At 58.4% G+C, this 13,242-nt stretch carries 15 protein-coding genes; 8 read left to right on the top strand and 7 right to left on the bottom strand.

Features of this window, described 5'->3' with window-relative positions; all coding sequences use genetic code 11:
• Positions 1 to 26: 26 nt before the first annotated feature.
• The 3 genes from MWH26_RS13615 to MWH26_RS13605 all read right to left on the bottom strand — a co-directional run bounded on the left by MWH26_RS13615 (position 27) and on the right by MWH26_RS13605 (position 2,269).
• Positions 27 to 899: a UbiA family prenyltransferase gene (locus MWH26_RS13615; RefSeq protein WP_247974720.1), complete on the bottom strand. Its 873-nt coding sequence runs from the start codon at positions 897 to 899 to the stop codon at positions 27 to 29.
• Between the two features lie 84 nt (positions 900 to 983).
• Positions 984 to 1,778, bottom strand: coding sequence for a methyltransferase domain-containing protein (locus MWH26_RS13610; RefSeq protein WP_247974719.1), 795 nt, complete (start codon positions 1,776 to 1,778; stop codon positions 984 to 986).
• 56 nt (positions 1,779 to 1,834) lie between these two features.
• Positions 1,835 to 2,269, bottom strand: coding sequence for a hypothetical protein (locus MWH26_RS13605; RefSeq protein WP_247974718.1), 435 nt, complete (start codon positions 2,267 to 2,269; stop codon positions 1,835 to 1,837).
• Positions 2,270 to 2,776: 507 nt separating this feature from the next.
• Here MWH26_RS13605 and MWH26_RS13600 point away from each other — a divergent pair.
• From MWH26_RS13600 to MWH26_RS13570, 7 genes are all read left to right on the top strand, one after another.
• Entirely contained in the window at positions 2,777 to 3,418 is a 642-nt protein-coding gene (locus MWH26_RS13600; RefSeq protein ID WP_247974717.1) for a hypothetical protein, read from the top strand.
• A 61-nt stretch (positions 3,419 to 3,479) separates the two neighbouring features.
• Positions 3,480 to 3,776 (top strand): winged helix-turn-helix domain-containing protein, encoded by a 297-nt coding sequence (locus tag MWH26_RS13595; protein ID WP_244697145.1) that lies wholly within the window; start codon positions 3,480 to 3,482, stop codon positions 3,774 to 3,776.
• A gap of 52 nt (positions 3,777 to 3,828) precedes the next feature.
• Entirely contained in the window at positions 3,829 to 5,448 is a 1,620-nt protein-coding gene (locus MWH26_RS13590; RefSeq protein WP_247974716.1) for a DUF4153 domain-containing protein, read from the top strand.
• A gap of 229 nt (positions 5,449 to 5,677) precedes the next feature.
• Complete coding sequence (locus tag MWH26_RS13585; RefSeq protein ID WP_247974715.1) at positions 5,678 to 5,923, top strand: hypothetical protein; 246 nt, start codon at positions 5,678 to 5,680, stop codon at positions 5,921 to 5,923.
• A gap of 82 nt (positions 5,924 to 6,005) precedes the next feature.
• Entirely contained in the window at positions 6,006 to 6,404 is a 399-nt protein-coding gene (locus MWH26_RS13580) for a hypothetical protein (RefSeq protein ID WP_247974714.1), read from the top strand.
• 101 nt (positions 6,405 to 6,505) lie between these two features.
• Positions 6,506 to 6,814: a hypothetical protein gene (locus tag MWH26_RS13575; RefSeq protein WP_247974713.1), complete on the top strand. Its 309-nt coding sequence runs from the start codon at positions 6,506 to 6,508 to the stop codon at positions 6,812 to 6,814.
• A gap of 181 nt (positions 6,815 to 6,995) precedes the next feature.
• Positions 6,996 to 9,374, top strand: coding sequence for a transglycosylase domain-containing protein (locus MWH26_RS13570; RefSeq protein WP_247974712.1), 2,379 nt, complete (start codon positions 6,996 to 6,998; stop codon positions 9,372 to 9,374).
• Positions 9,375 to 9,452: 78 nt separating this feature from the next.
• Here the strand turns inward: MWH26_RS13570 and MWH26_RS13565 are convergent, their stop codons facing one another.
• The 3 genes from MWH26_RS13565 to MWH26_RS13555 all read right to left on the bottom strand — a co-directional run bounded on the left by MWH26_RS13565 (position 9,453) and on the right by MWH26_RS13555 (position 11,535).
• The gene (locus tag MWH26_RS13565; RefSeq protein ID WP_247974711.1) at positions 9,453 to 10,364 is read right to left on the bottom strand and encodes a TIGR01777 family oxidoreductase; all 912 of its coding nucleotides are present in this window, start codon (positions 10,362 to 10,364) and stop codon (positions 9,453 to 9,455) included.
• Between the two features lie 84 nt (positions 10,365 to 10,448).
• The gene (folE, locus tag MWH26_RS13560; RefSeq protein WP_247974710.1) at positions 10,449 to 11,135 is read right to left on the bottom strand and encodes a GTP cyclohydrolase I FolE; all 687 of its coding nucleotides are present in this window, start codon (positions 11,133 to 11,135) and stop codon (positions 10,449 to 10,451) included.
• Complete coding sequence (locus MWH26_RS13555) at positions 11,128 to 11,535, bottom strand: 6-pyruvoyl trahydropterin synthase family protein (protein ID WP_244697138.1); 408 nt, start codon at positions 11,533 to 11,535, stop codon at positions 11,128 to 11,130. The genes folE and MWH26_RS13555 overlap by 8 nt, the downstream gene beginning before the upstream one ends.
• A gap of 283 nt (positions 11,536 to 11,818) precedes the next feature.
• Between MWH26_RS13555 and MWH26_RS13550 the strand changes: the two genes are divergently transcribed.
• On the top strand, positions 11,819 to 12,529 hold the full coding sequence (locus tag MWH26_RS13550) for a DNA repair ATPase (protein WP_244697137.1): 711 nt from the start codon (positions 11,819 to 11,821) through the stop codon (positions 12,527 to 12,529).
• An 89-nt stretch (positions 12,530 to 12,618) separates the two neighbouring features.
• On the opposite strand, the gene MWH26_RS13545 is transcribed toward MWH26_RS13550, so the two are convergent.
• Complete coding sequence (locus tag MWH26_RS13545) at positions 12,619 to 13,236, bottom strand: inorganic diphosphatase (protein ID WP_247974709.1); 618 nt, start codon at positions 13,234 to 13,236, stop codon at positions 12,619 to 12,621.
• Positions 13,237 to 13,242 lie beyond the last annotated feature (6 nt).

The following is a 13,242-nucleotide window of genomic DNA, read 5'->3' as shown; positions in this document are numbered from 1 at the left end:
GTGTTTGCTGGCGTGCCCTGGAGTTGCTACCAGAACAGCATCAGCAAAAAGGCCGCGCTCAGGCACAACGACGATACCTGGTTCATGCGCATGGTATGGTCGAAATCAGCCGCCGACTCCTGGCGCCACACGGCGCGGGCCCACCGCAGAAACAGCACCACTACAGGCCCAGTAGCTACCAGAAAAACAAGGACGTGGCGTGCTTCGTCCCGCCAGAGGTAGGCGGCCACAAGCACTGCCGCTCCCGTGGCCAGGGCCAGGCCAGCGAATACAAACGTGCCCCGCAGGCCCAGCCGCAAACTCAGGGTCCGGTCGCCCCGGCGAGCGTCTTCCGCGTGCTGGTACACTTGGGTCAGGGGGTAGGAGCCGCACAGAAATAAGGTGCTTACCAGGGCCAGCACCAGGTTTTCGGGAGCTAGCAATTGAGCGGTCGAGGCGCCCACGCCGACTTGCGTCATCAGAAAGGTGTAGGCTCCCTGAAAAACCACCACTACCGCCGTACTTAGCAGCGGGTACTTTTTCAACCGGATTCCCTCGTAGCTGTACGCTTTCGATACCAGCAGGTACACGGCCACTAGGCCCGCAAATGCTGGGCTCAGCAGTAAACCTCCCGCCACGGCCAGGACATCAAACAGCCACACTAGGTGCAGCAGCTCCCGCGTGACTTTCGGGGGCTGCCGCAGCCCGCCAATACTACCCTCGTCCCGGTCGTAGTAGCTGTTGTAGCCGTTCGAAGCGGGGTAGGCCAGCAGGTGCAGCACCACAAATACGCCCACTGCCCGCGCTACGCTGAAGCCGGGAGGCAAGGCACTCAGGCCAAACCAGAAAACGGGCATCAGGTACACTGAAAACGGAATGCGCAGCAGGGGCAGGGCGCGGCGGTAAGCGGCAAAGGGCATAGGGTAGGCGGGCAGGGCAGCTTCGGGGAGAGGAAGATGGCCCGGCGCAACTGTGCACCAACCGGGCGAGCCGCAAGCTACGGGTTAGCCCTCAGTTTCGGTGGGTACGCCTATCAGGTACGTAACCTCCGGGCCCCACCAATGCCGCACTACCCCTGCTTGCCACCGATATGCTCCGGCTGCATCGGCGCGGTGGGCCAGGGCCAGAAGCTGGGCCGGCGGGTACATACGCAAAATTGAAACGCAGCCGTCCCAGATAGTGAACAGTGGAATTAGGGGTAGTACGTAGGTGAAAAAAAGCCGGCTGAGGCGGAAAGGCCGCATGAAGGGCGTGATAAGCAGCTGTGCTACTGGCAGCACGGTGCAGGCCAGCAGAATTTCCGCCCAATGTTTGCCAGCTCCCTCAAACACCCCAATGCCCGCGCGCTGCCGCACGGCATCGGCCAGAATGGCCTCGGCGGCAGCGGGAGGAAAGTGATGGAAGGCCGAAAAGATGGTGCGGAACCCAGTTAAGGCCGGGGCTACAGCCGTGGCATCGACCGGGGCTAGCTCGTAGCGCAGACCGGGCGTTTGGGCTTGTAACGTCTGCCAGGCGAGGGGTTGCGGGTAGAGGTCGGTGAGCGTAACGGTGGCGGTGGGTAGGCCCGTCGTCTGCAACTGGCGCAGCAGCGGGGCGGTGCCGCCGCCTGCCCCCGCCCCCAACTCCAGCAGCTGGGTTTGCCGGGTGTGGCGCAGGGCTTGCTGAAGCAGGGGTACGATGGGCTGGTAAGTACCCAGGGCCGTAATCATGTAGCGCAGGTAGTCCATCATCCCGGCCCGAATAACCTGCGGAAACCAGGGTAAATCTTCAAACTCAAACAACTGGAGGCGGAGCTTCATGGGCATAGCCTACGCGAAGCCGCCGGTTTTGGCTGTGCCTCCTCCCGTCGGATGGTTTAGTCGCAGGCGGAAGTGCGCCCCGTGTTGTTCTGCTGGCTGGGGCTGTAGAGCCACAGTACGGTAAGCATGGCCGCGGCCCAGTACGGCAAAGACATGTTCAGCAGGTCGGTCATGGAGTCAATGGGTAGCAGTACCTCCAGCAGCTGATTGGCCAGCAGAAAAAACAGCGTAACGCCCCCCAAGGCCAAGGAACGCCGCGACAAGCCCACCCGCAGCCGACACATGGCGCTAAAAAACGGAATGACCAGCGGGACAATGGCTAGCGAAACCAAGGCCGCTACCAGCCCGCTCATCAAGGCAATGGGGTAATCGTCGATGCGGTCGAGGGAAAAGTCTAGCAGCAGCCACAGCGTGCCGCCAATGTTAGCCAGGGCCCAAAGAATAAAGGTGCGCGTGATAGTAGAGTGGCCGGCAGTAGAAAGTAAGACCATAAGGCAAGCGAATAAAAAGAAAACAGAGCCCACGCAGTGGAAATGGGCAAGAAGACGAATGCTCCGTCATAAGAGCGCAGTTCAGAATACGCCGCTACTGGTGTATTGGATTGTATAAATCCAGTTTTTTATTGGGAATGGCGTATTCTCAAAATGGGTCAGCATTCGGCTGCCTATCCGCACTTGTTCAGTTCTCCTTTCTCAGAATAGGGCAACTGGCTACCTTCTCAACTGCGGCCCCTACGGCCGGATACACATCCTACAGCCAGCGCGCTGCCTCAAATTCGCACGAAATTCCAGTTATCCAGCTTGGCAGGACAGTGTTGAGTAGTCACTTAGATAGTACAGGGTTAACCTGCTCTGAGTGCTTAATTTTGCAATGCGTGGCAGCGCTAGCTACAGTGCGTTTTGCAGGGGGCAAGTGACCAGCGCCGAAAAATAGTTGGTAAGAAATGTAGGAAGTTCGGGCAAACCTGTCTTGCTTTGTAGCGCAAAGTTCTTTAGAATATGTCGAAGCCTGCCACAGACCCGCTGGTTCAACTCACCGAGATTCGCGCCATTATGGAGCGGTCCTCGCGCTTTATCTCGCTTAGTGGCCTTTCTGGGGTAGGGGCGGGGATAGTAGCACTAGTCGGTGCGGCCGTTGGGCACTGGTATCTGCAGCAGCACTACCCTAACGCGGGCTACTTGCGGTTGCTGCAAAGCACCCCCGAGGAGCGGCGACTAGTGCTACCCTACTTGCTGCTGCTGGCCGTGGGCATCATTGGGGTGGCGCTGGCCGTAGCCATGTTTTTCACGGTTCGCCGCGCCCGCCGGGCCGGACAACCCCTCTGGAGCGCCCTGGGTCGGCGGCTGGCCTTGAGCCTGATGATTCCGTTGGTGGCCGGCGGCTTGTTTTGCTTAGCCTTATTTGTGGAGGGCGCCGTGGGGATGGTGGTACCGGGGCTGCTGCTGTTCTACGGCCTGGCCCTACTCAACGCCAGCAAGTATACCCTCGATGAAATTCGGTGGCTGGGCCTCACGGAAATAGGGCTGGGTTTAGTTCTTGTGTTGATCCCTGGCCTGGGGTTGGCGTTCTTTGCCCTCGGTTTCGGGCTGGGCCACATCGGTTACGGCCTGCTGATGTACAACCGCTACGAGCGAAGCTAGTCCGCTTCTGCTCTTACCGGGGCCGGGGTAGCCGCCCCAGCCTTCTGCTTCTTCTGCTTCTGTGAAACACCTCATCCACACCCTTAATAAAGCATTCGACAACCGAGTCCGGTTGGGCGTGATGGCCGTGCTGATGGCCAATGAGTCGGTGAGCTTCAATGAGTTGAAAGATGCCCTGGACCTAACCGACGGTAACCTCGCCAGCCACGTAGCGGCGCTTGAAAAGGCGGGTTACGTGCAGGTTAGCAAGCAGTTCGTGGGCAAGAAGCCTAACACGACCTACGCAGCCTCCACAGAAGGCAAAAGTGCCTTTCAGGAACACTTAGTGGCGCTAGAAAAACTGCTGCGCGGGGCGTAGTCTTTTTTTTGCCCATAAACTTTGAAATACAAAGTACTTTAAAATAAAAGCTATGACGTCCTTTTCTGTTTCTGCACCTGCGGCGGCAGCTCCGGTTACGCGCCGGGCGGCCCTGCCGCTTACCAGCCTCCAGAAAGTGCTGCTCCCGCTCGGGGCCGTGCTGTTCGATGTTCTGTTCTGGAACCAGGAAGTGGGGCTGAATCTGAGCGTGTACACGCTGTTCGTGGTTGGGGCTACCCTGGCGGGGCTCCCGCGCCGTGCCGCCGCGTGGCGCTCCGGCTATTTCCGATTGATGCTGGGAGGAACCCTGGTCAGCGTGGGCTGCGTGCTGCTGCTTGGCTCGGGCGCCGCCAAGCTGGCCTGCGTTGCTTCCCTGCTCTTGCTGCTGGGCTACGTAAACCAGCCCCACCTAAAGCTACTAGCGTTTGCCCTGCTCACGAGCCTAACCAGCGCCGCGCGGGTAGTGCCCGGGCTGCTGCCCTACTTGCGCCTGCCCAGCGGGGGCGCAGGACGCTGGAGCCGCACCCGTTTCTACGGGCGGCTGTTGCTCATGCCGCTGGTGGTGCTGGGGGTGTTTCACCTGCTGTTCAGCATGGCCAACCCGCGCTATGCCGCGCTGGCTTCGGCGGCGTTTGCCACGGTAGGGGAGTGGCTGGCGGCCCTGCTACCGGCCATATCGGTGCCCCACCTAGTGTTTTTCCTGGTAGGATTGGTGCTCACGGCGGGCGCGCTGGTACTGGTGCCGGTTCATTTCTTCCTGGATCGGGAGTCGCGCTTCGGGGAGTTTGTGCGACGGCAGCGCGACCGGGTGGCATCTTTTAGCGTGCGCAACCCCAATTTCCGAGCGCAAACTTTCCGCTCCCTTGATTTGCGCAAGGAGTACCTGGCAGCTCTGGCTGTGTTTGGGCTGGTGAATGTCCTGCTGCTGGTCGTTAACATCATTGACATTAACTGGATCTGGCTAGGCTTTACACCTTCGCCCGGCTTCGACCTGACCCAGTTTGTGCACGAGGGTACCTACGTGCTGATCCTGAGTATCTTGGTTGCTATGGGCATTGTGCTGTGGTTTTTCCGGCGCAACCTCAATTTCTACGCCCCCGGCTTGCGGGCCCTGCGCTGGGGCGCTACGGTGTGGGTGGTGCAGAACGCGGTGCTGGTGGTATCGGTGGGGCTGCGCAACTACTATTACATCACCTACACGGGCCTGGCGTATAAGCGCATTGGGGTGTACGGGTTTCTGCTCCTGACCTTGTTTGGGCTAGGCACGGTACTGCTCAAAATCTGGCAGCGCCGCTCGGCTTACTCTCTGGTGCGGCTGAATGCTCTGGCGGCCTACGCCCTGCTCCTGCTGCTGGCCCTGGGCAACTGGGAAATCTGGATGGTACGTTACAACCTGAGTCCGCGCTTCAAGGCCGTAGATCTAGGTTTTCTGCTAGAAATGCCCGAGCGGGTGCTGCCCGAGCTAGCGGCCCGCCAAAGCGTACTCAACGGCATGACCCGCATTGTCATTAGCTCACCCGGCAGCTACACCGAAGTCAATGCTACCCCCGCCGAAGCCCAGGAAGCTATTAAGGCTCGCGTTACGGGCTGGGTCCGCAACTACCCCGAATACCATAGCTGGCAGAGCTGGACCTACGCGGAAGCCGACGCTTACGAGCGGTTAAAACAATAAGCTCCTGGTACTGAAGGTGGGCCTGCGCGCCCACTGGCTTACCCGATAGTCAGGCATCCTATTTCTACCCGTCGGAATTACTACCCCGTCATTGCTAACCCTACTTCTTATTCCCTATTCCTTGATTTTCTGACTATCCGGCAGCCAGTGATGCCGGGGACTATAGCCCGGTCGGGCAGGTTCGCCTTCTTCTTCTCCTACCTCTTTCCCCTTCTCTCATATCTCTGTTATGAATCTTGCGCAAGTAAGTCTGACCCTGGCCGGTGTGCTGCTCTGTGCCGCTTGCATTGGAGCCCTAGCCCTGCTCCTGACCTGGCGGGAACGAGCCGCCACGGCGCCAGCACGGTGGCAGCGCTTTGTCACCGTGGTGCTGCCCGGATCGGCCCTGCTGCTGGGCCTCATGCTCTGGACCCTGCTACACGTGATGCTGCTGTGGGCACCCGGCACCATGGGTGTCGTAGCGGCGGTGAGGTAAACTACCAGCTAGCCAGCCGGCGTAATGCCCGCTTATCATCTAAGTAATTCCTGCCGGGTTATTCGCCGGCGCAGATACCCCTATGGAAAATACACTAGACTCTAGCGAAGCAACTACTACGCAGCTAGGCCACTACCTCGCTATTCTGCAGCAACTCAAAGACACTATCACCATGCTGCTGATGAATTTCATGCTGTTTTTTGGAATTCTATTTTATGGTATAGCCGTACCAGGTCTTGTGCTGTACGCCTTGCGCTGGCAGCTGGTGCGCGGTAAAAACAACTGGCAGAAGGCTGCGCTGCTATGGGGTTTGGGTGTAGTGCACGAACTACTGTGCGTGGTGCTGTTCTGGTCAGTAGGAGCGGAGGATGATCTTTTCGAATGTGGTTCTTACCTAGTGTATGGCTACATGGTAGGGGTAGGAATAAGTCTGGCGGGGTTCCTAAATGCATTCAGCCACCGCCAACACGCTGAGCAATGACCAGGGTTGGCCATCCAGAAGTCGTGTGCCCTGCGGCTGCCCCAGCCACTACCTATGCCGGGCTGCTAGCTAGATTTATTGCCAACACCGTGCTACCTGCTGTGTCACCGAAAGTATGGCTGTTGCTAGGCGTGGTAGCATTGAGCGCAGTAGGGCTTTATTATGAGCAGGAAGTGTTTCCTCATGTGCCACGCGCGGTATCTTTCCTTTGCCTGCTGCTGGTTGGTTCTGCCTTGCTGCTGCCTTGGTTTGTGGCTGCCGCCGCTCGGCGCATTAGCCGGCGCGTAAGTGGGTTGCTCTGGCGTTTGTTTTGGCTGTTACTTGGGGTAGGGAGCTACGTGCTGGGGGCGCTGTTGCTGCTACCGGGGCTGGCTGCCACCGTATGGTTGCTGGTTTCTCCGTTAGAATAAACGTGGGTCTGAAACGGGGCAGGCGTTGCCATATAATGTTGTAGAAATTACCGGGAAGATGGAGGCTGCATCCTAAAGCAGTGGCACAACGCGTGTTTCCTCGTGCCCGGCTGCCTTGAACTGGTATATTTGCGACTCCGTTGCTGGCTCGCCCGGCTTCGTTTGCTTCACTGCGCCCTGCATGTCTGCTCCTCAGTCGTCGAAAACAACTTCCCCAGCCCTGCCACCCCGCCGTTGGCCTAACATCCTTTCCCGCACGCTGTGGGGAATTTTTGTGCTGGGCGCGGGTACTTTCCTGCTCTACCCCATTCTGGTGAGCATGAACTTTCTGTTCCTGTTTGGTAAGTCGCCGAGCCTGGAGGAGCTGGAGAATCCCCGGGTAGAGCAGCCCTCCGAAGTGTACACCGCCGATGGCGTACACATAGGCCGCTACTTCCGCGAAAACCGCTCCCCGGTGCCCCTGAGCAAGATGTCGCCCTGGCTGATTAAGGCCCTGGTGGCCACCGAGGACGTGCGCTACCAAGACCACTCCGGCATCGACCCCAAGGCCATTGCCCGGGCCGTGCTGGGCGCCGCTACCGGCGGCAGTGGGGGCGGGGGTTCTACCATTACCCAGCAGCTGGCCAAAAACCTCTACAAAACCCGCCGCAAGGAAAATACCGGCCTGCTGGGCCATTTGCCGCTGGTGGGCACCATCATCAGCAAAACCAAGGAGTGGCTGACAGCCGTGGAGCTGGAGCGCCGCTACACCAAGGATGAAATTCTGGCCCTGTACTTCAATACCGTCGAGTACGGCTCCCAGGCCTACGGCATCAAGGTAGCGGCCAAAACTTTCTACAGCACCTCCCCCGACAGCCTGACCATTGAGCAGGCTGCTACCCTGGTGGGCATGCTCAACAACCCCACGGCCTACAACCCCAAGTTTCACCCCGTAGCCTCCCGCAAGCGCCGCGACCTGGTGCTCACGCGCATGGGCCAGGCTGGAGTGCTCACGCCGGAGCAGGTAAAGTCGGAGCAGGCCACGCCCATCGTGCTCCAATACCAGGTAGAAAAACACGTCGATGGGCCCGAAACGTACTTCCGCGGGGCTGTAAGCCAATTCGTGAACGAGTGGTGCAAGAAGAACGGCTACGACATGTACCGCGACGGATTGCGCATCTATACCACCATCGACTCGCGCATGCAGGGCTACGCCGAGGAGGCGGTGCAAAAGAAGATGAAGACCCTGCAGCGCACCTTCGACAACTTCTGGCGCAACCGCGGCAAGGACCCCTGGGTAGACGAGGAAGGCAATGAGATTCCCAATTTCATCGAAACCCAGATGAAGCGCACCGAGCAGTACAAGGAGCTGGCCTCCCGCTACGAAGGCCGGCCTGACTTGCTCGACTCGGCTCTGCACCGCAAGCGCCCCATGAAGGTCTTTACCTGGAAGGGCGACGGGGATACTACCCTGGTCATGTCGCCGCTTGATTCGCTGGCTTACTACAAGCACTTCCTGCACGCGGGCATGATGACCATGGACCCGTTCACGGGCCAGATCAAGGCTTGGGTGGGCGGACTTAACTACCGCTTCTTCCAGTACGACCACGTGCGCCAAGGCAAGCGCCAGGCCGGCTCTACCTTCAAGCCCTTCGTTTACCTTACGGCCCTCGACAACGGCTACTCGCCCTGCGACCGAATCCGGGATGAGCGGGTAACCATCAACTACGTGGAAAACGGCCAGCCCATGGAGTGGAAGCCTGACAACGTGACCCGCGAGTACACCGGCATGAACATGACCCTGCGCTACGCCATGGCCCGCTCGGTGAACTCCGTCACGGCCCAGCTCACCGAGAAAGTAGGCTGGGAAAACGTGGCTAAGTACGCCAACAAGGTCGGTATCCGGAGCAAGCTGCTGCCTGTACCCAGCATCGGCCTCGGCTCGGGCGGCGACGTAAGCGTGTACGAAATGGTGAATGCCTACAGCACCTTTGTGAACCAAGGCTTCCGCCCTGAGCCCATGCTGGTAACCCGCATTGAGGACCGCAACGGCAACGTCATTGTGCAGTTCGACCCCCAGCAGAAGCGCGTGATTCCGGCCGAAACGGCCTGGCTGATGACCTACATGTTGCGCGGCGGCATGGAGGAGCCCGGCGGCACCTCTCAGGCCCTCTGGGACTACGAGCTGTGGCGCAAAAACAACCAAATCGGGGGCAAAACCGGCACCACCAGCAACTACTCCGATGGCTGGTATATGGGCGTGACCAAGGACTTGGTAACGGGCGTGTGGGTAGGCGGCGAGGACCGGAGCATTCACTTCCTGAACTCCCAGCAGGGCGAAGGCGGCCGTACGGCCCTACCCATCTTTGGTACTTACATGGAAAAGCTCTACCAGGACCCCGAGCTGGACATCCGCATGGGCCCGTTCCCGCAGCCTACCGTCAAAATCAGCAAGAAATACGTGTGCGTAACCGCCGAACCGCGCCGTCGCCGTGAAGCTGAAACCGTGGATACCATCGTGGTCGACAACCTGCTGGAAAACCTCAACAACGGCACCGTCCCCGTCCCGGACAGTTTGTAGAAAAGGATTGCCACTATGAACAGAAAAAGCCTTGGTCGACATAACCAAGGCCTTTCTATTCAGCGGTTATAGTGAAATCTACTCCTCCCCGTAAAACGACTTAAGCGCTTCCCGAAGGGTAGAAAACTCAAACTTGAAGCCTTGCTTCAGGGTTTTCTCGGCGCTTACCCGCTGACTAGCCAACACGATTTCGCTCATTTCGCCCATCATCAGCTTCAGGCCGAACTCGGGCACTTTAGGCAATACCAGTGGGCGGTGCAGCACGGCTGCGAGGGTTTCAGTGAATTCCTTGTTGGTAACAGGATTGGGCGACACGGCATTGTAGGTGCCCTGCCACTGCGGCTCCTCCATGGCCTGAATAAACAGGCGGCACAGGTCGTCGAGGTGAATCCAGGACATGTATTGCTTGCCGGAGCCCAGCGGAGCACCCGCCATCATCTTCACCGTGCGCGCCAACGGCACCAAGGCCCCACCCTCCGGGCTGAGTACAATGCCAATTCGGAAAATGGCGGTGCGGATGCCGTCGGTGGCTACGTTTTGGGCTGCTGCTTCCCACTGCTGGCATACTTCTGCCAGGAAATCATCGGGGGCGGGGGCCGTTTCTTCCGTTACTATCTGGTCGTCCCGGTCGCCGTAGATACCAATGGCCGACGCCGATATAAAGGTTTGCACGTGGTGGGAGCTTTTCGCCAGTTCCCGGGCCATCAGCTGGGTGCCAGCCAGCCGGCTCGACAGGATTTCCCGCTTGCGCTCCTGAGTCCATTTGCCATCCGAAACGCTGCTGCCAGCCAGGTTGATAATGTAGTCGGCGTAGGGTACGGCCGCTTCATCAATGGTGCCGGCTAATGGGTCCCAGCGGAAGCTGCGGTAGCGGCCGCTACCGGGAGTGCGGCTCAGCAGGGCTACTTCATACCCGGCATCAATCAACATTTCGGCGAGGCGGGTGCCAATCATGCCGGTGCCCCCGGTAATTAAAACTTTGCGCGACATGGAAGAGAACAGGTAGCCTAGCGCCGAAAAGGCGCCAGAACTTTGAACGGAGAGTGGAAAAGCGGAAGGAAAGCTAACAGCTTTTTATTTGCCAATCAGCCGCAGGAACTCGGAGCGCAATGCTTCGTCGCGGACAAAGGCGCCGCTGTATTCCGCCGTTAGGGTGCTGCTACTCGTATCGTTCACGCCCCGGCTCATCACGCACAAATGATCGGCCTCAATAAGGACGGCTACGTCGTCGCTGCGCAGGGTAGTTTTCAGCTCCTCTGCAATCTGGCGGGTCAGGCGCTCCTGCACCTGGGGGCGGCGGGCAAAGTACTGTACTACCCGGTTAAGCTTGCTCAGGCCCACCACATGCTCACCCGGTAAATAGGCCACGTGGGCCTTGCCGATGATGGGCACGAAGTGGTGTTCACAGCAAGAAAACAGCGTAATGTCGCGCTCCACCAGCACATTCCGGTACTGGTAGCGGTTCTCGAACAGCTTTACATCGGGCCGATGCTTGGGGTCGAGGCCCTTGAACCACTCCTGCACGTACATCTTGGCCACGCGCTTGGGCGTGCCACTCAGGCTGTCATCCGTGAGGTCCAGCCCCAGAATCTGCATGATGTCGTGGAAGTGCTCGGCAATGGCGGCAATTTTTTCGTCGTCGCTGAGCTGAAAGGCGTCGGCCCGGAGGGGCGTGCGCAAATCAGCTGGCAACTCTACGTCGATGGCGGGGCGGGCTGCGGTACCATCCGCGGTGGAGGCTGCAGCAGCGGGGTTATCCATGGTATTCTACAAAATTGCGTTCGGTCTCGTACAGCGTAACCGACATGGCTAAGTGCTCTTCCACGTGCGGGCGCAGCCGATTCCAAATCACGACAGCAATATTTTCAGCCGTCGGGTTAAGGTGGCGAAACTCTTCCGTGTCCAGATTCAGATTTCGGTGGTCAAAGGTATCCAGAATCTCGCGCTTGATCAGGTCGCTCAACCGCTTCATATCATACACGTAGCCCGTAGCGGGGTCAATGTCGCCGGTCAGGCGAACAATGAGCTCGTAGTTATGGCCGTGATAATGAGGGTTGTTGCACTTGCCAAACGTAGTCTGGTTCTGCTCGTCATTCCAGGCCGGGTTGTGCAGGCGATGGGCAGCGTTGAAGTGTTCTTTGCGGCAAACAGTGATAGGCATAGTCGGGGTTAAACTGGCTGCAGTTGCTTTTGTTTCAGAAAGTATAGAGAATATCAAGTAGTTGGCTTAGCCATGAGGGGGTAGCTCAACAGGAATAGATGCCATTATCTGGTATATAAACGATTATGAATATTAATTTTCTAACAAAAGTCAGTTTTCTTCAAAAAAAACAATCCGGGCCCTGGTGAGATGCTGGCAGGCTAGTTAAATTTGATGAGTCGGAGTTCGTTTACCCGACGGTCATACCTGCAAATCATTTTCTTCTCAACTTATTTCATTTCCTATGAAACGAGGCGTACTCTTTTCTTTGCTGCTGATGTTGGCAACATCGGTGACTAGCTTCGCGCAAAAGTCGCCGGTTGATGAAACGGACATGGCTGTAAAAGGCATTCCGCGTAAGGGGCAGCGGGTTTCTGTGCAGCTGGATAGCAAGCGCGTAGAAGACTCCTGGAAAAAGCAGCTGGACGAGCAGTTCGGTAGCAAAGTGAAAGCTGACAAAGGCGTATACACCATGGACGGAGTCGTGATTGACGCCGTTTCTAAGACGCCAGTACGCGTAATCAGCAAAGTAGACGCCGTGCCCACCGGTACGACCATCTGGTGGTCGATTGACTTGGGTAACGCCTACCTGGGCAAAGAGGCTACGCCGGTGCAGTGGAAAGCTGCTGAAGGCTACCTGAAAGACTTCGCCCGCAAGCTCTACCGCGAAGACTTGGCTGTACAGGTTGCCGAAGCCGAGAAAGCCCTCGTGTCGTCGCAGAACAACCACATGGCGGTTATCTCGAAGGCCGATGCCATCAAGAAGGACATCGAGAAAAACAAAGCGCGCAAGATTGAAATCCAGCAGCAGCTGGCCCAGAACGCCGCTGAACTGCAGCAGTACAACAACCAGGTTGACATGAACCTGAAAGAGCAGGAAGCTGCCCGCGCCGACATTGTGAACATGCGCGTAGCCCTCGAGGCCGTAAAGGAGCGCATGAACAAGATTGAGTAGTCGGCCTTCCGATTATTACTTGTGAACAAAAAGCCCTACCTGCTAGCAGGTAGGGCTTTTTGTTGCTACGCTTGTTACGTACGGGCTAGTTACTGCAGCCAGCGACGAATGTATTGTTCCGCTGCCTTCTCGTCTTTCCAGCCAGCAATGCGGGTTTCGCCGGGGCGGCCGCGGTGCTGGAACCACAGGCTCAGCGACTGGCGCACGCCTGGGTAGCGGCGGTTCAGGGTAGCCCAATCCGTGACATCCGGCAGGATGCGCTGGGCCGGTCGCGCCGGAACCGCCACGACCAGCGGCTGCAGGGCCCCGTTCACATCGAGCAGCAGCAGGGCCACGGGTACTACCTCCAGCACGGTGCCCGCGGGCTGCCCTTCGGCTAACACCAGCGCCGGCACGGGCCCGTCCGTTTCCTGAGGACGGCCGGGCGCGCTGACGTTGGTACCCGGAATAAAGCCCAGGTTGCCCGGCACCGGCAGAAATTCTATTAGCTGGTCAGTGCCAGCCTGCTCCAAGGGTTGAAATTCATGCGTTTGGGCGTTGTAGCGCTGCTCGCGGCTGGTGCCAGCGGGCATTTCCACTACCACCTGCAAGAGCTTGCGCTCGGCCGAAAAGGTAGGCAAATCGGCGTAATCCGTTTGGCAGCCCGCCAACGAAGCCGCGCCGATTTCGGCCAGCAGTAGATACCAACGCAAACGCATGAATTTCATCCAGGG

The sequence above is a fragment of the Hymenobacter sublimis genome, from assembly GCF_023101345.1.
GTDB classification, from domain to species: domain Bacteria; phylum Bacteroidota; class Bacteroidia; order Cytophagales; family Hymenobacteraceae; genus Hymenobacter; species Hymenobacter sublimis.
Note: the sequence above shows the minus strand (reverse complement) of the source record. Positions and strands in the feature narration are given on the sequence as shown.

Excerpts from the sequence above, each read along its gene's own strand:
- MWH26_RS13615 (WP_247974720.1), bottom strand. The coding sequence starts at position 899 with ATGCCCTTTGCCGCTTACCGCCGCGCCCTGCCCCTGCTGCGCATTCCG.
- MWH26_RS13610 (WP_247974719.1), bottom strand. The coding sequence starts at position 1,778 with ATGAAGCTCCGCCTCCAGTTGTTTGAGTTTGAAGATTTACCCTGGTTT.
- MWH26_RS13605 (WP_247974718.1), bottom strand. The coding sequence starts at position 2,269 with ATGGTCTTACTTTCTACTGCCGGCCACTCTACTATCACGCGCACCTTT.
- MWH26_RS13600 (WP_247974717.1), top strand. The coding sequence starts at position 2,777 with ATGTCGAAGCCTGCCACAGACCCGCTGGTTCAACTCACCGAGATTCGC.
- MWH26_RS13590 (WP_247974716.1), top strand. The coding sequence starts at position 3,829 with ATGACGTCCTTTTCTGTTTCTGCACCTGCGGCGGCAGCTCCGGTTACG.
- MWH26_RS13585 (WP_247974715.1), top strand. The coding sequence starts at position 5,678 with ATGAATCTTGCGCAAGTAAGTCTGACCCTGGCCGGTGTGCTGCTCTGT.
- MWH26_RS13580 (WP_247974714.1), top strand. The coding sequence starts at position 6,006 with ATGGAAAATACACTAGACTCTAGCGAAGCAACTACTACGCAGCTAGGC.
- MWH26_RS13570 (WP_247974712.1), top strand. The coding sequence starts at position 6,996 with ATGTCTGCTCCTCAGTCGTCGAAAACAACTTCCCCAGCCCTGCCACCC.
- MWH26_RS13565 (WP_247974711.1), bottom strand. The coding sequence starts at position 10,364 with ATGTCGCGCAAAGTTTTAATTACCGGGGGCACCGGCATGATTGGCACC.
- folE (WP_247974710.1), bottom strand. The coding sequence starts at position 11,135 with ATGGATAACCCCGCTGCTGCAGCCTCCACCGCGGATGGTACCGCAGCC.
- MWH26_RS13555 (WP_244697138.1), bottom strand. The coding sequence starts at position 11,535 with ATGCCTATCACTGTTTGCCGCAAAGAACACTTCAACGCTGCCCATCGC.
- MWH26_RS13550 (WP_244697137.1), top strand. The coding sequence starts at position 11,819 with ATGAAACGAGGCGTACTCTTTTCTTTGCTGCTGATGTTGGCAACATCG.
- MWH26_RS13545 (WP_247974709.1), bottom strand. The coding sequence starts at position 13,236 with ATGAAATTCATGCGTTTGCGTTGGTATCTACTGCTGGCCGAAATCGGC.